Annotated in this window: 17 protein-coding genes and 1 riboswitch; of the genes, 11 read left to right on the forward strand and 6 right to left on the reverse strand. The window is 55.5% G+C overall.

The window, feature by feature from the left end:
• The first annotated feature begins 289 nt into the window (after positions 1-289).
• Together purH and purD are read left to right on the forward strand one after the other, a co-directional pair.
• Complete coding sequence (gene purH / locus FDX09_RS07740) at positions 290-1,879, forward strand: bifunctional phosphoribosylaminoimidazolecarboxamide formyltransferase/IMP cyclohydrolase (RefSeq protein ID WP_085049786.1); 1,590 nt, start codon at positions 290-292, stop codon at positions 1,877-1,879.
• A 15-nt stretch (positions 1,880-1,894) separates the two neighbouring features.
• Positions 1,895-3,184, forward strand: coding sequence for a phosphoribosylamine--glycine ligase (purD, locus tag FDX09_RS07745; protein WP_121529810.1), 1,290 nt, complete (start codon positions 1,895-1,897; stop codon positions 3,182-3,184).
• Here purD and hupA read toward each other — a convergent pair.
• From hupA to nudC, 5 genes are all read right to left on the reverse strand, one after another.
• Complete coding sequence (gene hupA, locus FDX09_RS07750) at positions 3,181-3,456, reverse strand: nucleoid-associated protein HU-alpha (RefSeq protein ID WP_137347017.1); 276 nt, start codon at positions 3,454-3,456, stop codon at positions 3,181-3,183. The genes purD and hupA overlap by 4 nt on opposite strands.
• Positions 3,457-3,642: 186 nt before the next feature.
• Positions 3,643-4,233 carry a YjaG family protein gene (locus FDX09_RS07755; protein ID WP_042314221.1) on the reverse strand — a complete coding sequence of 197 codons (591 nt, stop codon included), beginning with the start codon at positions 4,231-4,233 and terminating at the stop codon, positions 3,643-3,645.
• Positions 4,234-4,266: 33 nt separating this feature from the next.
• Positions 4,267-4,947 carry a deoxyribonuclease V gene (nfi, locus tag FDX09_RS07760; RefSeq protein ID WP_038636148.1) on the reverse strand — a complete coding sequence of 227 codons (681 nt, stop codon included), beginning with the start codon at positions 4,945-4,947 and terminating at the stop codon, positions 4,267-4,269.
• A gap of 9 nt (positions 4,948-4,956) precedes the next feature.
• A complete protein-coding gene (gene hemE, locus FDX09_RS07765; protein ID WP_042314226.1) occupies positions 4,957-6,021 on the reverse strand; it encodes a uroporphyrinogen decarboxylase in 1,065 nt (354 codons plus the stop codon).
• 51 nt (positions 6,022-6,072) lie between these two features.
• Entirely contained in the window at positions 6,073-6,846 is a 774-nt protein-coding gene (gene nudC, locus FDX09_RS07770) for an NAD(+) diphosphatase (RefSeq protein WP_038636141.1), read from the reverse strand.
• Positions 6,847-6,945: 99 nt separating this feature from the next.
• Between nudC and FDX09_RS07775 the strand changes: the two genes are divergently transcribed.
• The 9 genes from FDX09_RS07775 (at position 6,946) to FDX09_RS07815 (ending at position 14,592) form a co-directional block, all read left to right on the forward strand.
• Positions 6,946-7,425, forward strand: coding sequence for an Rsd/AlgQ family anti-sigma factor (locus tag FDX09_RS07775; RefSeq protein ID WP_032940921.1), 480 nt, complete (start codon positions 6,946-6,948; stop codon positions 7,423-7,425).
• Between the two features lie 51 nt (positions 7,426-7,476).
• A riboswitch (TPP riboswitch) is annotated at positions 7,477-7,702 on the forward strand.
• Between the two features lie 80 nt (positions 7,703-7,782).
• On the forward strand, positions 7,783-9,681 hold the full coding sequence (gene thiC / locus FDX09_RS07780) for a phosphomethylpyrimidine synthase ThiC (protein ID WP_137347018.1): 1,899 nt from the start codon (positions 7,783-7,785) through the stop codon (positions 9,679-9,681).
• Positions 9,681-10,316 carry a thiamine phosphate synthase gene (gene thiE, locus FDX09_RS07785; protein ID WP_137347019.1) on the forward strand — a complete coding sequence of 212 codons (636 nt, stop codon included), beginning with the start codon at positions 9,681-9,683 and terminating at the stop codon, positions 10,314-10,316. The genes thiC and thiE overlap by 1 nt, the downstream gene beginning before the upstream one ends.
• Positions 10,309-11,067, forward strand: a complete 759-nt coding sequence (locus FDX09_RS07790) for a HesA/MoeB/ThiF family protein (protein ID WP_065358218.1) — start codon at positions 10,309-10,311, stop codon at positions 11,065-11,067. The genes thiE and FDX09_RS07790 overlap by 8 nt, the downstream gene beginning before the upstream one ends.
• Positions 11,048-11,248 (forward strand): sulfur carrier protein ThiS, encoded by a 201-nt coding sequence (gene thiS / locus FDX09_RS07795; protein WP_001166833.1) that lies wholly within the window; start codon positions 11,048-11,050, stop codon positions 11,246-11,248. The genes FDX09_RS07790 and thiS overlap by 20 nt, the downstream gene beginning before the upstream one ends.
• Before the next feature lies 1 nt (position 11,249).
• A complete protein-coding gene (thiG, locus tag FDX09_RS07800; protein WP_045344040.1) occupies positions 11,250-12,020 on the forward strand; it encodes a thiazole synthase in 771 nt (256 codons plus the stop codon).
• Positions 12,017-13,150: a 2-iminoacetate synthase ThiH gene (gene thiH, locus FDX09_RS07805; RefSeq protein ID WP_085049793.1), complete on the forward strand. Its 1,134-nt coding sequence runs from the start codon at positions 12,017-12,019 to the stop codon at positions 13,148-13,150. Before thiG ends, thiH begins: the two co-directional genes overlap by 4 nt.
• An 814-nt stretch (positions 13,151-13,964) precedes the next feature.
• On the forward strand, positions 13,965-14,270 hold the full coding sequence (locus tag FDX09_RS07810; RefSeq protein WP_038636123.1) for a PTS sugar transporter subunit IIB: 306 nt from the start codon (positions 13,965-13,967) through the stop codon (positions 14,268-14,270).
• Between the two features lie 4 nt (positions 14,271-14,274).
• Positions 14,275-14,592, forward strand: a complete 318-nt coding sequence (locus tag FDX09_RS07815; RefSeq protein WP_038636121.1) for a PTS lactose/cellobiose transporter subunit IIA — start codon at positions 14,275-14,277, stop codon at positions 14,590-14,592.
• 118 nt (positions 14,593-14,710) lie between these two features.
• Here the strand turns inward: FDX09_RS07815 and rpoC are convergent, their stop codons facing one another.
• On the reverse strand, positions 14,711-18,934 hold the full coding sequence (gene rpoC, locus FDX09_RS07820) for a DNA-directed RNA polymerase subunit beta' (RefSeq protein ID WP_038636118.1): 4,224 nt from the start codon (positions 18,932-18,934) through the stop codon (positions 14,711-14,713).
• Positions 18,935-18,974: the final 40 nt, after the last annotated feature.

The following is an 18,974-nucleotide window of genomic DNA, read 5'->3' on the forward strand; positions in this document are numbered from 1 at the left end:
AAAATGACTGACTGCTGCATTCCACAGCAGAACCCCGCCTTATACCCATTTACACACAGAGTTATCCACAAAAATAAGGTTCTCTTGCGATCATCACTTCGATTCATCCCTCATCTATACAGCTGAAATAGTCGAATTAAAGGAAAGAGAAAAATTCGCGAGCGTTGCGCAAACGTTTTCGTTACAATGCCACCGCACAACAAGGATGCCCCGTGAGGGGCGTTAGCTGAGTTTTTAGCCAAGAATTCACCTAACGCTCTCTGTAATAGTCAAATCCAGGGGATTTACCATGCAACAACGTCGTCCAGTCCGCCGCGCTCTGCTCAGTGTTTCTGACAAAGCCGGTATCATCGAATTCGCTCAGGCACTTTCCGCACGCGGTGTGGAGCTGCTGTCTACGGGGGGTACCGCCCGCCTGTTAGCAGAAAAAGGCCTGGCAGTGACCGAAGTTTCCGATTACACCGGTTTCCCGGAAATGATGGATGGACGCGTGAAGACCCTGCATCCAAAAGTACACGGCGGCATCCTCGGCCGTCGCGGCCAGGACGATGCGATCATGGAACAGCATCACATCGCCCCTATCGATATGGTGGTCGTTAACCTGTACCCCTTCGCCGAAACCGTAGCCCGTGAAGGCTGCTCGCTGGAAGATGCGGTAGAGAACATTGATATCGGCGGCCCGACCATGGTGCGCTCTGCTGCCAAGAACCATAAAGACGTCGCCATCGTGGTGAAGAGCAGTGACTACGACGCCATTATTAAAGAGATGGATGCTAATGAAGGTTCTCTGACCCTCGACACCCGTTTCGATCTCGCGATTAAAGCTTTCGAACACACCGCCGCCTACGACAGCATGATTGCCAACTACTTCGGCAGCATGGTTCCGGCCTACCACGGTGAAAGCAAAGAAGCCGCCGGTCGCTTCCCGCGTACGCTGAACCTGAACTTCATTAAGAAGCAGGATATGCGCTACGGCGAGAACAGCCACCAGCAGGCTGCCTTCTATATAGAAGAGAATGTGAAAGAAGCATCCGTTGCCACTGCACAACAGGTGCAGGGCAAAGCCCTCTCTTATAACAACATCGCTGATACCGACGCAGCGCTGGAGTGCGTGAAAGAGTTCAACGAGCCGGCCTGCGTGATCGTCAAGCACGCCAACCCGTGCGGCGTGGCGGTAAGCACCTCAATTCTCGATGCTTATGACCGTGCGTATAAAACCGACCCAACCTCCGCGTTCGGCGGCATCATCGCCTTCAACCGCGAGCTGGATGCCGAAACCGCGCAGGCGATTATCTCCCGCCAGTTCGTGGAAGTGATCATCGCCCCGTCCGCGACCGAAGAAGCGTTGAAGATCACTGCCGCTAAACAGAACGTTCGCGTCCTGATCTGCGGCCAGTGGGCACAGCGTGTGCCGGGTCTGGACTTCAAACGCGTTAACGGTGGCCTGCTGGTTCAGGACCGCGACCTGGGTATGGTAGGCGAAGGCGAACTGCGCGTGGTGTCTAAACGCCAGCCGACCGAGCAAGAGCTGCGTGACGCGCTGTTCTGCTGGAAGGTAGCCAAGTTTGTGAAGTCCAACGCTATTGTCTACGCCAAAGAGAACATGACCATCGGCATAGGCGCAGGCCAGATGAGCCGTGTCTACTCTGCGAAAATCGCCGGGATTAAAGCGGCTGACGAAGGTCTGGAAGTGAAAGGCTCCGCGATGGCCTCCGACGCCTTCTTCCCGTTCCGCGATGGTATCGATGCCGCTGCCGCCGTGGGCGTGAGCTGCGTTATCCAGCCTGGCGGTTCTATCCGTGATGATGAAGTCATTGCCGCTGCCGATGAACACGGTATCGCGATGATCTTTACCGACATGCGCCACTTCCGCCATTAATCCACGGAGCAGACGATGAAAGTATTAGTGATTGGCAACGGCGGGCGCGAGCACGCGCTGGCGTGGAAAGCGGCGCAGTCGCCGCTGGTTGATACCGTTTTTGTCGCACCGGGCAACGCGGGCACCGCGCTGGAACCCGCGCTGCAAAACGTGGCTATCGGCGTAACCGATATCCCGGCGCTGCTGAGCTTTGCCCAGAACGAGAAGATTGACCTGACCATCGTTGGCCCGGAAGCACCGCTGGTGATTGGCGTGGTCGATGCGTTTCGCGCCGCAGGTCTGAAGATCTTCGGCCCAACCGAAGGCGCCGCACAGTTGGAAGGCTCCAAAGCCTTCACCAAAGATTTCCTCGCCCGTCATCACATCCCGACGGCGGAGTACCAGAACTTTACCGAGGTTGAGCCTGCGCTGGCTTACCTGCGCGAGAAAGGCGCTCCGATCGTCATCAAAGCCGACGGTCTGGCCGCCGGTAAAGGCGTTATCGTCGCGATGACGCTCGAAGAAGCGGAAGCCGCCGTGCAGGACATGCTGGCGGGTAACGCCTTTGGCGATGCAGGCCACCGCATCGTGATTGAAGAGTTCCTCGACGGTGAAGAAGCGAGCTTTATCGTGATGGTCGACGGCGAACACGTGCTGCCGATGGCCACCAGCCAGGACCACAAACGCGTGGGCAACGGAGATACCGGCCCGAACACCGGCGGGATGGGGGCTTACTCCCCGGCGCCGGTAGTCACTGATGAAGTGCACCAGCGCACCATGGAACGCATCATCTGGCCAACCGTGAAAGGCATGGCGGCGGAAGGGAATACCTACACCGGCTTCCTGTATGCGGGCCTGATGATCGACAAGCAGGGCAACCCGAAGGTAATCGAGTTCAACTGTCGCTTTGGCGATCCGGAAACCCAGCCGATCATGCTGCGCATGAAGTCGGATCTGGTGGATCTGTGCCTGGCCGCCTGCGACGGCAAGCTGGATGAGAAAACCTCCGAGTGGGACGAACGCGCTTCATTAGGCGTGGTGATCGCCGCGGGCGGTTATCCGGGTAGCTACAGCACCGGCGACGAGATCCACGGTCTGCCGCTGGAAGAAGTGGCTGACGGTAAGGTTTTCCACGCGGGCACCAAACTCGCCGATGACGACCGCGTGGTGACCAGCGGCGGCCGTGTACTGTGCGCCACCGCGCTGGGCCACACCGTCGCCGAAGCGCAGAAACGCGCTTACGCCCTGATGGCCGACATCCGCTGGAACGGTAGCTTCAGCCGTAACGACATCGGCTGGCGCGCCATCGAACGCGAACAGCGCTAACGCGACATTTTCGCCAGCAGCGTTTTACCAGAAACAAATGCCGGTACGTTAGCTGCGGCGATTTTGATTTCTTTACCGGTCTGCGGGTTGCGGCCAGTGCGCTCAGCACGGTGGTTCACTTTGAAGGTACCGAAACCAACCAGTTGTACAGCATCGCCTTCTTTCAGAGACTCAGTAATAGCAGCCAGAGTGGATTCCAGAGCAGCTTTAGCCTGTGTTTTAGACAGTTCTGCTTTGTCTGCAATTACATCAATCAGTTGAGTCTTGTTCATAAGTTATCCTTACAATGTGTTTATCGCTTGCTAAGCATCGAGTGCGACGGAAATGCCAGAAAAGCACTCTCCTGCATACACGCACCGATAGCCACTTTTTTTCGCCCCCCAAATGTAGACCAGACCGGGGGCGGATGGGAAGCCTTCAGGCACGACAAATCAGGCGTTAAATCACGTTTTATGGTGTCATTGCTGAAAATTTATACCAATATTGCTCTCACCAGCCTCGCGCAGGTCTGCACGAAGCCCTTTTATCAGCTCAATATCGCGTTCTTCACAGTCGGCTAAAAGTCGGAAAATTTCCCACTGAATATCCCATTCTTGCTCAACGGCAGGGTTCTCTTTCAGCTCTTCATCGGTCATTTCGCGACCAGCCTGGGTCATTTCCAGCATCGCAACCGTCGTAATCGATGCCTTGCTGACCTCAATCGCATGCTCCAGCGTTTCACCGCTAAGACGAGAATGCATCAGTTCGCTTAATGCCACGCAGGCATCAATCGCCGGGTAAACGCCGTACAGATCGTAATCATCCGCAGAAGGAATGGCCTCTTCAAACTTTTCCAACTGGCTGTCGAAATTGATTTTCGCGTCTTTTACCGTCAGCGTTTCCCAAATTAAATCTAAAATTCGGCGATAAATCTGCCCATCGCCAAATTCAGTTTGCTTGCAGAACATGGCGTAGTTTGGGTACATGCGCTCACAGAGGCAGGCCATAAACGTGACGTGCTGCCAGCTTTCCAGCTTCTCCAGACGCAGGTGAATCGGGTTTTGTAACATGATGAGTTCTCAAATACGGAAATTAGCCGCAGTTTACCCGATATGGGGCGTTTTTGCTGCAAGCCGCGTAAAAGACGGACGTTCTGATGCCACCGCATCCGCCCAGCGGGTCGGTTCCGGCAAACGATAACCGTTCATACAGCGCTGCACCCACGCCAGCGCGTTGTCCATGCCCACGCGGTGACCCGTAGAGATAAACAACGGATTACAGCGCGCTTTGCTGCGCCAGACCCATGCCAGCTGTTCGCCTTTATCCAGCAGCGGCGCGAGCGCACCGGGTTCTGCAGAGAGCGGCTCAAACTTGCCGCACAGACGTTTTTTCGCCACGCCAATGGTCGGGACATCTACCAGCAGACCAAAATGGCTGGCGACCCCCAGGCGACGTGGGTGGGAAATACCATGCCCGTCGACGAACAGCAGATCCGGTTTTTGCGACAGCTGTTGCCAGGCGGCCATCAGCGCGGGGGTTTCACGAAAGGAGAGAAAGCCGGGAATATACGGCATGGTGGTGGCGACCCGCGCCACCGTGTATTCAACCAGTTCCAGAGAGGGATACTTCAGCAGAACCATCGCGGCCCGCGTCACTTCGCCACCCTGCTCAAACCCGACATCCGCTCCCCCGATCAGATCCGGCGGATCCTTGTCGAGGCGATCCTCGCGGATCACTGAAGAGGCCAGTTCAAGCTGCTGAGCGCGTAGCGACGCGAGATCCATAATGACTCCTTAGCGGTGGTATTGTTCGGACAGCCGATGCACCGCCTCCACAAACACCCCTGCATGTTCCGGCGGTACATCCTGATGGATGCCGTGACCGAGGTTGAAGACGTGGCCTTCACCCTGGCCGAAACCTGCAAGTATAGTCGCTACCTCGTCTTCGATCCGTGCCGGCGGCGCATACAGCATGGATGGATCCATATTGCCCTGCAGCGCCACTTTATGGCCAACGCGACGACGCGCATCGGCGATATCTGTCGTCCAGTCGAGACCTAACGCATCACAGCCGGTTTCCGCCATCGCTTCCAGCCACTGACCGCCGCCTTTGGTAAACAGCGTCACCGGTACGCGACGGCCTTCGTTTTCACGCAGCAGACCATCAACGATTTTATGCATGTAGTACAACGAGAACTGCTGATAGTCGCGCCCGGTCAGCACGCCACCCCAGGTGTCAAAAATCATTACCGATTGCGCGCCCGCTTTAATCTGCGCGTTCAGGTACAGCGTGACGCTCTGCGCCAGCTTATCGAGCAGCAGATGCAGCGCTTTAGGGTCGGCATACATCATCTTTTTAATCACGGTGAAGGCTTTACTGCTGCCGCCTTCCACCATGTAGGTCGCCAGCGTCCACGGGCTGCCGGAGAAACCTATCAGCGGCACCTCGCCCTTCAGCTCACGGCGGATGGTGCGCACCGCGTTCATCACGTAGCCCAGCTCGCCTTCCGGGTCCGGAATCGGCAGTTTTTCAACGTCGGCCTTGCTGGTAATCGGTGAGGTGAAGCGCGGGCCTTCCCCGGCCTCAAAGTACAGCCCAAGCCCCATTGCATCCGGAATAGTCAAAATATCCGAGAAGAGGATCGCCGCATCGAGCTTGTAGCGACGCAGCGGCTGCAGCGTCACTTCGCAGGCCAGCTCGGCGTTTTTGCACAGCGCCATAAAATCGCCCGCCTCGGCGCGCGTGGCTTTATATTCCGGTAGATAGCGGCCCGCCTGGCGCATCATCCATACCGGGGTGACATCAACGGGCTGGCGCAGCAGCGCACGCAGATAACGATCGTTCTTCAGTTCGGTCATTTTTTGCAGTTCCTTATTGCGTCAGTCCCACAGTGTATCACCACTCGTTCTTTACTCGTACTCGGCCCGACACATTGCCACCGTATCTTCGATCAAACGACGCGCGACGGTGCCAGGCGGGGGTAAGAGTGGTAAATCGTCGTAGCGATACCAGTTGGCATTGAGTAGCTCTTTCGGGTCGATGACGATGTCGCCGCTGTCGTACTCTGCCATAAACGCCGTCATCAGCGATTGCGGGAACGGCCACGGCTGCGAGGTCACGTAGCGCAGATTTTTCACCTTGATCCCGCTTTCCTCCATGACTTCGCGCGCCACGGCCTGCTCCAGGGTTTCGCCTACTTCGACAAAACCGGCCAGCACGGTATGCACACCGTTACGATGGCGAACATGCTGGGCAAGGAGGATCGAATCATCGCGGCGAATGGCGACGATAATGCAGGGAGCGATTTGCGGATAATAGCGTTCGCGGCAATGGCTACACAGCATCGCCCATTCGGTTTTGCTCGGGTGCATCGTGTGCCCGCAGTAGCCGCAGAATTTATGCGAGCGGTAGAACTCGGCCAGCTGTACGCCGCGCCCCGCCAACTGAAACAGGCCTACATCCTGGTCGATAACCTGGCGCACCGAACCCATGTCGTGGCGACGCGGCTGCTGCACCAGCCAGACCGGATCGCCTTCCCACTCACCTATCTGAAGTGCGCGCTGGCCCGCAAGATCGAAATTTATCGCCTCGCCATAGGGTAATTCCCCAGCAGGCAACCATAATTTTTGTTCGTGGCTCACAATCCACCAGCCGCGATCCCATTTTTCAATTATTCGATCCATATCTCTTGCGCTACCTTTGCTTCACAGGCATGTTATTAACATTATTTTTACAAGATTGACATGAGCAGATTTTAAACTTATCGATACGAGGGTCAACGTATGTTAAACCAGTTAGAACACCTGAAAGAGCGTGTCCATGGGCATCATAAACTGGTCGACCGTTGGCTGAATATTCGTAAGCACCTGCTCGTGGCTTACTACGATCTGGTTGGCCTGAAACCGGGCAAAGAGTCGTTTATGCGCCTCAATGAGAAAGCGCTCGATAATTTTTGCCAGCGTCTGGTCGACTATCTGTCTGCCGGTCACTTCAGTATTTATGAACGCATTATCCATAAAATGGAAGGTGAGAGTCCGCTTTTAAACGCCAGCAAAATCTGGCCGCAGCTGGATGCCAATACCCAACTGATAATGGATTACTATGACTCAACGCTGGAAAACGCCATCGATGAGGATAACGTTCACCAGCTCCAGCAGGCGCTTTCCGATATTGGCGAAGCGCTGGAGGCTCGTTTCCGGCTGGAAGATCAGCTCATCATGCTGGCCTTTAAAACGCTTAGCGAATTCAAACGCCCGGCTTGAGATTTTCCGCATTAACGCGTAGTTTACATTCATTACCTCTAAGATAGAGGTTACTTCTTGTCGGAGTGCTTATTTTCCACAAAAGCATTCGTGATGCGTCAAGGCGGCAAGTCAGTGAATCTCCAGGAGCTTACCTAAGTAAGTGACCGGAGTGAGCGGACGAAGCCAACAAAGAGGCAGCGCGAAGGATGACGTGGAAAAGGCTGAGACCGTTAATTCGGGATCCGCGGAACCTGATCAGGTTAAAACCTGCGAAGGGAACAAGAGTCAATCTACAGCCGTATCGCCTTGGGCGATCGTCTCTCTTGCTTCATCCGTCGTCTGACAAGCCACGTCCTTACTTTTTTGGAATGAGCTATGTCTGCCACTACTAAACCATCACGCCGCGAACAGCGCGCCCAGGCCCAACACTTTATCAATACCCTGGAAGGTACCGCCTTTCCTGAGTCCAGACGCATCTATATCACCGGTTCGCAGCCGGATATCCGCATCCCGATGCGCGAAATTCAGCTCAGCCCAACGCTGATTGGCGGCAGTAAAGATAACCCGCAGTTTGAGGCGAACGAAGCCGTACCGGTGTACGACACCTCCGGCCCGTATGGCGATCCTGAGGTGGCGATTAACGTCCAGCAGGGTCTGGCGAAACTGCGCCAGCCGTGGATTGACGCACGCAATGATAGCGAAGAATTAGACGACCGTAGCTCGGCTTACACCAAAGAACGTCTGGCCGACGATGGTCTGGACGATCTGCGTTTTACCGGCCTGCTGACGCCGAAACGCGCCAAAGCAGGCAAGCGCGTCACCCAGTTGCATTACGCCCGCCAGGGGATCGTCACTCCCGAAATGGAGTTTATCGCCATCCGTGAAAATATGGGCCGCGAGCGCATTCGCAGTGAAGTGCTGCGCCACCAGCATCCGGGGATGAGCTTCGGCGCACGCCTGCCGGAAAACATTACCCCGGAATTCGTGCGTGATGAAGTGGCTGCGGGCCGCGCGATTATCCCCGCCAACATCAACCACCCGGAATCGGAGCCGATGATCATTGGCCGCAACTTCCTGGTCAAAGTGAATGCCAACATCGGTAACTCGGCGGTCACCTCCTCCATCGAAGAAGAGGTGGAAAAACTGGTCTGGTCGACCCGCTGGGGCGCGGACACGGTAATGGACCTCTCCACCGGCCGCTATATTCATGAAACCCGCGAGTGGATCCTGCGTAACAGCCCGGTACCGATCGGCACCGTGCCGATCTATCAGGCGCTGGAGAAGGTCAACGGGATCGCCGAAGATCTCACCTGGGAAGCGTTCCGCGACACGCTGCTGGAGCAGGCCGAACAAGGCGTCGACTACTTCACCATCCATGCGGGCGTATTGCTGCGCTACGTGCCAATGACCGCCAAACGCCTGACCGGTATTGTCTCGCGCGGCGGTTCAATTATGGCGAAATGGTGTCTCTCCCACCACAAAGAGAACTTCCTGTTCGAACATTTCCGCGAGATTTGCGAAATCTGCGCCGCCTACGACGTTTCCCTGTCGCTGGGCGACGGCCTGCGTCCCGGCTCCATCCAGGACGCCAACGACGAAGCGCAGTTCTCCGAGCTGCATACGCTGGGTGAACTGACCAAAATCGCCTGGGAATACGACGTGCAGGTGATGATTGAAGGCCCCGGCCACGTGCCGATGCATATGATTCAGCGCAACATGACCGAAGAGCTGGAGAGCTGCCACGAAGCGCCGTTTTACACCTTAGGGCCGTTGACCACCGATATCGCGCCGGGCTATGACCACTTCACCTCCGGCATTGGCGCCGCAATGATCGGCTGGTTCGGCTGTGCGATGCTGTGTTACGTGACGCCGAAAGAGCACCTCGGCCTGCCGAACAAAGAAGATGTGAAGCAGGGGCTGATCACCTACAAAATCGCCGCCCACGCCGCGGATTTAGCCAAAGGACATCCGGGCGCGCAGATCCGCGATAACGCCATGTCGAAAGCGCGCTTTGAATTCCGCTGGGAAGATCAGTTTAACCTCGCGCTCGACCCGTTCACCGCCCGCGCTTATCACGATGAAACCCTGCCACAAGAATCCGGCAAGGTCGCCCACTTCTGTTCCATGTGCGGGCCGAAATTCTGCTCGATGAAAATCAGCCAGGAAGTGCGTGATTACGCCGCCGCGCAAACCATTGAAGTGGGGATGGCGGATATGTCGGAAAACTTCCGCGCCAAAGGCGGCGAAATTTATCTCAAACGGGAGGAAGCCTGATGTATCAGCCTGATTTCCCAACCGTCCCGTTCCGCCTCGGGCTTTACCCGGTGGTAGACAGCGTTGAATGGATTGAACGTCTGCTGGAGGCGGGCGTGCGCACCATTCAGTTGCGTATCAAAGATAAACGCGATGAAGAGGTGGAAGCCGACGTTATCGCCGCCATCGCACTGGGGCGTCGTTATGATGCCCGCCTGTTTATTAACGATTACTGGCGGCTGGCGATTAAGCACAACGCCTACGGCGTGCATCTGGGCCAGGAAGACCTCGAAACCACCGACCTGCAGGCCATTCAGGCGGCGGGCTTACGCCTGGGTGTATCCACTCACGATGATATGGAGATTAACGTCGCACTCGCCGCTAAGCCTTCTTATATCGCGCTCGGCCACGTCTTCCCGACGCAAACCAAGCAGATGCCTTCCGCCCCGCAGGGGCTGGCGCAGCTGGCAAGCCATATTGCGCGCTTGGCAAATTATCCGACCGTGGCAATTGGCGGCATCAGCCTTGAACGCGCCCCGTCGGTGCTGGCGACTGGCGTCGGCAGTATTGCCGTGGTTAGCGCTATTACTCAGGCAGCCGACTGGCGCGCCGCTACCGCGCAGTTACTGGATATTGCGGGAGTTGGCGATGAATGACCGCGATTTTATGCGCTACAGCCGGCAAATCCTGCTCGGCGATATCGCCATTGAAGGCCAGCAAAAGCTACTCGCGAGTCATGTGCTGATCGTGGGTTTAGGCGGGTTAGGTTCACCTGCCGCGCTGTATCTGGCGGGAGCAGGCATCGGCAAACTGACGCTGGTAGACGATGACGACATTCATCTGAGCAATTTGCAGCGCCAGATTCTATTTACCACCGATGATATCGCAGGTTCAAAATCTCAGGTTGCCCGGCAGCGCCTGACACGGCTCAACCCGGATATCGAACTGGTATCACTCCAGCAGCGACTTAAAGGCGATGCGCTCCGGCATACGGTCGCGCGGGCCGATGTAGTGCTCGACTGTACCGATAACATGGCCACGCGCCAGGAAATCAACGCCGCGTGCGTAGCGCTCAATATCCCACTCATCACCGCCAGCGCTGTCGGCTTTGGCGGTCAGTTGATGGTGCTCACGCCGCCGTGGGAACAAGGGTGTTACCGCTGCCTGTGGCCGGATGATGTAGAGCCGGAACGCAACTGCCGCACCGCTGGCGTGCTCGGCCCGGTGGTTGGCGTGATGGGTACCTTGCAGGCGCTGGAGGCGATTAAATTACTTAGCGGTATTGAGACGCCGGGCGGGGAGCTACGTCTGTTTGACGGCAAAACCAGCCAGTGGCGCAGCCTCGCGCTGCGTCGCGCCAGCGGCTGTCCGGTATGCGGAGGGCAGCATGCAAATTCAATTCAATGATGAGCCGATGCAGTGCGCCGCAGGGCAAACCGTCAGCGGGCTGCTTATCCAGCTCAACCAGCTCAAACCGGGCGCGGCGTTGGCGCTCAATCAGCAGATCCTGCCGCGCGAGCAGTGGGAACAGCAAATCGTGCAGGAAGGCGACCAGATCCTGCTTTTTCAGGTTATTGCAGGGGGTTGAGATGTTACGTATTGCCGACAAAACGTTTGATTCACATCTGTTCACCGGTACCGGGAAGTTTGCCTCTTCGCAGCTGATGGTCGAGGCGATTCGCGCTTCCGGCAGCCAGTTGGTGACGCTGGCGATGAAGCGCGTGGACCTGCGCCAGCACAACGATGCGATTCTGGCGCCGCTAATTGAAGCGGGCGTCACGCTGCTACCCAATACCTCCGGGGCGAAAACCGCCGAAGAGGCGATCTTCGCCGCCCAACTGGCGCGTGAAGCGCTGGGCACCCACTGGCTGAAATTAGAAATCCACCCGGACGCCCGTTGGCTGCTGCCGGATCCAATCGAAACGCTAAAAGCCGCCGAGGCGCTGGTGAAGCAGGGGTTTGTCGTGCTGCCCTACTGCGGCGCGGATCCGGTTTTGTGCAAGCGGCTGGAAGAGGTCGGCTGCGCGGCGGTGATGCCGCTCGGCGCGCCTATCGGCTCTAATCAGGGGCTGGAAACCAAAGCCATGCTGGAGATCATTATCCAGCAGGCCACCGTGCCGGTGGTGGTCGACGCCGGGATCGGCGTGCCCAGCCACGCGGCGCAGGCGCTGGAAATGGGCGCTGATGCGGTGCTGGTCAACACGGCGATTGCCGTGGCGGACGATCCGGTGATGATGGCAACCGCCTTTCGTCTGGCGGTGGAAGCCGGATTACTGGCGCGGCAGGCTGTGCCAGGAAGCAAAAGTTCGCAGGCCAGCGCCACCAGCCCGCTCACCGGCTTTCTGGAGGCGTTAGCATGAAAACCTTCACCGACCGCTGGCGGCAACTGGAGTGGGACGACATTCGCCTGCGCATCAACGGTAAAACCGCCGCTGACGTGGAACGTGCGCTTAACGCTCCACAGCTAAGTCGTGACGACCTGATGGCACTGCTCTCCCCTGCCGCCGCCGATTACCTTGAACCGCTGGCGCAGCGGGCGCAAAGGCTGACTCGCCAGCGCTTCGGCAACACCGTCAGTTTTTACGTGCCGCTTTATCTCTCAAACCTCTGCGCCAATGACTGTACCTACTGCGGTTTTTCTATGAGCAACCGCATCAAACGTAAGACGCTGGACGAGGCAGAAATCGCCCGCGAGTGCGCCGCCATCCGCGAGTTAGGTTTTGAACACCTGCTGCTGGTCACCGGTGAACACCAGAGTAAAGTGGGCATGGACTACTTTCGCCGCCATTTACCTGACATTCGCCGTCAGTTCGCCTCGTTACAGATGGAAGTGCAGCCGCTGGCAACCGAGGAATATGCCGAGCTGAAGAGGCTGGGGCTGGACGGGGTGATGGTGTATCAGGAGAGCTATCATGAAGCGACTTATGCCCATCATCATTTAAAGGGGAAAAAGCAGGATTTCTTCTGGCGGCTGGAAACACCGGACAGGCTGGGCCGCGCTGGAATCGATAAAATCGGTCTTGGCGCGTTGATTGGTTTGTCTGACAGCTGGCGGGTGGATTGTTATATGGTCGCCGAACATCTGCTGTGGATGCAGCAGCATTACTGGCAGAGCCGCTACTCCATCTCCTTTCCTCGTCTGCGCCCATGCACCGGGGGCGTTGAACCCGCATCGATCATGGACGAGCGACAGTTGCTCCAGACCATTTGCGCGTTTCGTTTACTGACGCCAGAAATTGAGCTGTCGCTCTCCACCCGCGAATCACCCTGGTTTCGTGACCATGTGATCCCACTGGCGATCAACAATGTCAGCGCCTTCTCAAAAACCCAGCCTGGCGGTTATGCCGATAACCATCCAGAGCTGGAGCAGTTTTCCCCGCACGACGACCGTCGCCCTGAAGCCGTTGCTGAAGCACTCATGGCGCGGGGATTACAGCCCGTGTGGAAAGACTGGGACAGCTATCTGGGGCGCGCTACGCAGATGCCGTAAGCCCGGAGCGATCGCATTAAACAAAAGCCCCGACTAGTGCAGTCAGGGCTTTAAGTTACTACAAACTTCAGATTTAACATTAATAAACTTAACGATTTAGTACTGCTGATGGTACTACTTTAAAATGTACAGGTTTACTACAGATAATATTGGATTTTGATACTAACTAAAACTTTCCTCTATTTACCGTTAAACACATTCCACCGGCTTGATAATAAAACTCAAGGCTGGTGACCTAAACAAGTACACTTCCCCTCGCGACATATACTCTTTGATGCGTTGCCTTATTTCCCTTGCGATAACCATAAAAACAGAAATCACAAACACTTACTATTAAATCATGGCGTTACATCGTCGCGCTTTACTAACTTTTTGCGATTAGATAAATCAACTACGTGGCCTGAAAGCATTGTCGAAGTGAAAAAATAGCGTTTTCAGCATCGACTACCCCAAACAAAAAATACTTCGTGGCCTTTATCGCAACCCCCAATAAAGCTTTACTAACACTTACTACGTTAACAGCAAACGACTATTTCCCTGCTGTTAAGCATTAACATACGGGTTTAAAAAACGCTGTCAATACTGTTTTTTATAACATGTTTTTATTGCCAGTAATTATATATTCCCGCATGTGATAAGCGTACCAAAGAGCCGCCAGCCTCGGTTCAGATCGTTGAGTTTTGCTTCTTTTTGTAACCGGTTTCAGAAAAAGTGGTTTTCTTTGTGATGCCTTGCACACAATCGTTGCAAAGCAGTTGTTGCTACAGCTGGCTCACGATAATTATCAACCCACACATGTTGAGCGAGACTGCTTATGAAAAACATCGTTTTATGCTGTGCCGCCGGAATGTCCACCAGCATGCTGGTACAAAGGATGAAAGATGCCGCTCAGAAAAAAGGTGTCGACGTCACGATCAAAGCTGTCCCGGTGGCTGAGTTTGAAGAGAATATCGCCACTGCAGATATCGTGTTGCTTGGTCCACAGGTTAAATATGAGCAGGCCAAGCTGCAGGCGCTCGCCGACCCGCTAGGCAAAAAAGTCGCCGTTATCGATATGATGGATTACGGCATGATGAAAGGTGATGCCGTACTGGAAAAAGCGCTGAAACTACTGGAGTGATGACATGGAAGAGTTAGAAACGATCATCATGGAATTATTGGTCAACGCCGGAGCCGCCCGCAGTCAGGCCCTGACAGCGCTACAACTGGCGCGTAAAGGTGACTTTACTGGTGCGGAACAAGCAATGGTGGAATCACGCGAGTACGTCAAACAGGCACATAAAATCCAGACCCAGCTAATCGGCATTGACGAAGGTACCGGCAAGCTACCGGTTAATCTCATCACAGTCCATTCGCAGGATCACCTGATGAACGCGATGGTGATTCAGGATTTGGCGGGCGACATGATTGAGCTTTATCGGCGGTTGCCGCCGGTAAATTAATAACACTGCCGGATGGCGGCTTCGTAACCTCACAGACCGTATAAGAGCAGCGCCATCAGGCCTAACATAGACATAAAAAAACCCGCCGAAGCGGGTTTTTTATTATGGTCAGCAACGATTAATCGTTGTCAGAACCGCCCAGGCCTGCGTTCAGCAGTTCTGCCAGGCTGGCAGACGCATCTTCAGCAGTCACCTGCGGAGCAGCTGGCAGTTCGCCCGCTGCGCGACGGCGCATACGATCCTGGTGGTACGCGTAACCGGTACCGGCCGGGATCAGACGACCCACGATGACGTTCTCTTTCAGACCGCGCAGTTCGTCGCGTTTGCCCGCAACGGCTGCTTCGGTCAGCACGCGAGTGGTCTCCTGGAACGATGCCGCGGAGATGAACGACTCAGTTGCCAGAGACGCTTTGGTGATACCCAGCAGATCGCGGGAGAAGGTTGCGCCCACTTTGCCGTTCGCTTCCAGCTCGCGGTTAGCGATCTTGACGCGGGAGTATTCAACCTGCTCGCCTTCCAGGAAGTCGGAGCTACCAGCGCTTTCGATGGTGGCTTTACGCAGCATCTGACGAACGATAACTTCGATGTGTTTATCGTTAATCTTAACACCCTGCAGACGGTATACGTCCTGAACTTCGTTAACGATGTAACGAGTTACAGCATGCACACCACGCAGACGCAGGATGTCGTGCGGCGCTTCCGGACCGTCGGAAACCACGTCACCACGTTCTACACGTTCACCTTCGAACACGTTGAGCTGACGCCATTTCGGAATCATCTCTTCGTAAGGTTCGCTACCGTCTACCGGGGTGATAACCAGGCGACGTTTCCCTTTGGTTTCTTTACCGAAGGAAATGATACCGCTGATTTCAGCCAGGATTGCCGGCTCTTTCGGACGACGTGCTTCGAACAGGTCCGCAACGCGCGGCAGACCACCGGTGATGTCCTTGGTACCGCCGGATTCCTGCGGAACACGGGCCAGGGTGTCACCAGAGCTGATCTGTACGCCATCTTCCAGCTGAACAATCGCTTTACCTGGCAGGAAGTACTGAGCAGGCATATCGGTGCCTGGGATCAGAACGTCGTTGCCCTGAGCATCAACAATTTTCAGTGCCGGACGCAGGTCTTTACCACCCGACGTACGCTCTGCAGAATCCAGAACGACCAGAGAAGACAGACCGGTCAGCTCGTCGGTCTGACGAGTAATGGTCTGGCCGTCGATCATGTCAGTGAAGCGGACGAAACCACTCACTTCGGTGATAACCGGCATGGTGTGCGGATCCCAGTTCGCTACGGTTTCGCCGCCAGCAACCTGTTCGCCATCACCTTTCGCCATAACGGAGCCGTAAGGCACTTTATAGCTTTCTTTGGTACGACCGAATTCGTCGATCAGTTTCAGTTCGGTGTTACGTGAGGTGATAACCAGTTTACCGCTGGAGTTAACAACCGACTTCGCATTGCTCAGACGGATGCTACCTTTGTTTTTCACCTGGATGCTGGATTCAGCAGCCGCACGAGATGCCGCACCACCGATGTGGAACGTACGCATCGTCAGCTGTGTACCCGGTTCACCGATGGACTGTGCCGCGATAACGCCGATTGCTTCACCTTTGTTGATGATGTGGCCACGCGCCAGGTCACGACCATAGCAGTGCGCACATACACCAAAGTCGGTGTCACAGGATACAACGGAACGGACTTTCACGGAGTCAACGGAGTTCTCTTCCAGCAGGTCACACCACTGTTCGTGCAGCAGCGTGTTACGTGGAACCAGAATATCCGCGGTACCCGGCTTCAGAACGTCTTCAGCAGTCACACGACCCAGAACGCGATCGCGCAGCGGCTCTTTAACGTCACCACCCTCGATAACCGGGGTCATGGTGATGCCTTCCAGCGTGCCGCAATCGTCCTCAGTAACAACCAGGTCCTGCGCAACGTCAACCAGACGACGCGTCAGATAACCGGAGTTCGCTGTTTTCAGTGCGGTATCCGCCAGACCTTTACGCGCACCGTGAGTAGAGATGAAGTACTGGAGTACGTTCAGACCTTCACGGAAGTTCGCGGTGATTGGCGTTTCGATGATGGAGCCATCTGGCTTCGCCATCAGACCACGCATACCAGCCAGCTGACGAATCTGTGCTGCTGAACCACGCGCACCGGAGTCGGCCATCATGTAAATGCTGTTGAAGGAAACCTGCTGCTCTTCTACGCCGTCACGGTTAATAACGGTTTCAGTCTGCAGGTTATCCATCATCGCTTTGGATACACGATCGTTCGCCGCAGCCCAGATATCGATAACTTTGTTATAGCGTTCGCCTGCGGTTACCAGACCAGACTGGAACTGCTCCTGGATCTCAGCAACTTCAGCTTCCGCTTCAGAGATGATCTCGTGTTTCTTCTCCGGGATGACCATGTCATCAATACCAACAGATGCACCTGAACGCGCTGCATAAGCAAAGCCGGTGTACATTGTCTGGTCAGCGAAGATAACGGTCGGCTTCAGGCCCAGAATGCGGTAACAGGTGTTCAGCATTTTGGAGATGGCTTTCTTACCCAGCGCCTGGTTGACGATGGAGAAAGGCAGACCTTTCGGTACGATCATCCACAGAATGGCGCGACCAATGGTCGTGTCTTTCAGGCTGGTGTGCGCAACGAATTCGCCGTTTTCATCTTTTTCATATTCAGTGATACGCACTTTAACGCGCGCATGCAGAGAGGCCAGGCCAGCGCGATAGATACGCTCAGCTTCTTTCGGGCCAGTCAGCACCATGCCTTCGCCTTTGGCGTTAACACAGTCACGGGTCATGTAGTACAGACCCAATACAACGTCCTGAGACGGAACGATGATAGGTTCGCCGTTCGCCGGGGACAGGATGTTGTTGGTAGACATCATCAGCGCACGCGCTTCAAGCTGGGCTTCCAGCGTCAGCGGTACGTGAACAGCCATCTGGTCACCATCGAAGTCGGCGTTATATGCCGCACAAACCAGCGGGTGCAGCTGGATAGCTTTACCTTCGATCAGTACCGGCTCAAATGCCTGGATACCCAGACGGTGCAGGGTTGGTGCACGGTTCAACAGTACCGGGTGTTCGCGGATAACTTCGTCCAGGATATCCCAAACGACAGCTTCTTCACGCTCAACCATTTTCTTAGCGGCTTTGATGGTGGTGGCGAGGCCACGCAGTTCCAGCTTGCCGTAGATGAACGGTTTGAACAGTTCCAGTGCCATTTTCTTCGGCAGACCGCACTGATGCAGACGCAGGTATGGACCTACGGTGATTACAGAACGACCGGAGTAGTCAACACGCTTACCGAGCAGGTTCTGACGGAAACGACCCTGTTTACCTTTGATCATATCGGCCAAAGATTTCAGAGGACGCTTGTTAGAACCGGTGATCGCACGACCGCGACGACCGTTATCCAGCAGGGCGTCAACCGCTTCCTGCAGCATACGTTTTTCGTTGCGTACGATGATGTCCGGCGCAGCCAGATCCAACAGACGCTTCAGACGGTTGTTACGGTTGATCACACGACGATACAGATCGTTCAGATCTGACGTTGCGAAACGACCGCCATCAAGCGGAACCAGCGGACGCAGATCTGGCGGCAGAACCGGCAGAACGGTCAGGATCATCCACTCTGGCTTGTTGCCAGACTGTACGAAGGCTTCCAGCAGTTTGATACGCTTGGTCAGCTTCTTACGCTTGGTTTCGGAGTTCGTTTCGTTCAGCTCTTCGCGCAGAGTTTCACACTCTTGCTCCAGATCCATGCTCTTCAGCAGGGCCTGGATAGCTTCCGCACCCATCTTCGCGTCGAATTCGTCACCGAACTCTTCCAGCGCGTCCAGATACTGCTCTTCAGTCAGGATCTGTTGACGTTCCAGGTTGGTCATACCGCCTTCGATAACGACATAAGATTCGAAGTACAGTACGCGTTCGATATCGCGCAGCGGCATATCAAGCAGCAGACCGATACGGGACGGCAGCGATTTCAGGAACCAGATATGCGCGGTCGGAGACGCCAGCTCGATGTGGCCCATACGCTCACGGCGTACTTTGGTCTGGGTCACTTCAACGCCGCACTTCTCACAGATCACACCACGATGTTTCAGGCGCTTGTACTTACCGCACAGGCACTCGTAGTCTTTTACCGGCCCAAAGATACGGGCGCAGAAAAGGCCGTCACGCTCAGGTTTGAACGTACGGTAGTTGATGGTTTCCGGCTTCTTAACTTCACCGAAAGACCATGAACGGATCATGTCTGGCGAGGCCAGAGCAATTTTGATCGCATCAAACTCTTCGGTTTTAGTCTGCGCTTTCAGAAACTTTAATAAATCTTTCACGGATTTGCTCCCGTCGGAGTTAGCACAATCTGGCGCTGGC

Source organism: Citrobacter sp. wls717 (assembly GCF_005280955.1).
Taxonomy (GTDB): Bacteria; Pseudomonadota; Gammaproteobacteria; order Enterobacterales; family Enterobacteriaceae; genus Citrobacter; species Citrobacter werkmanii.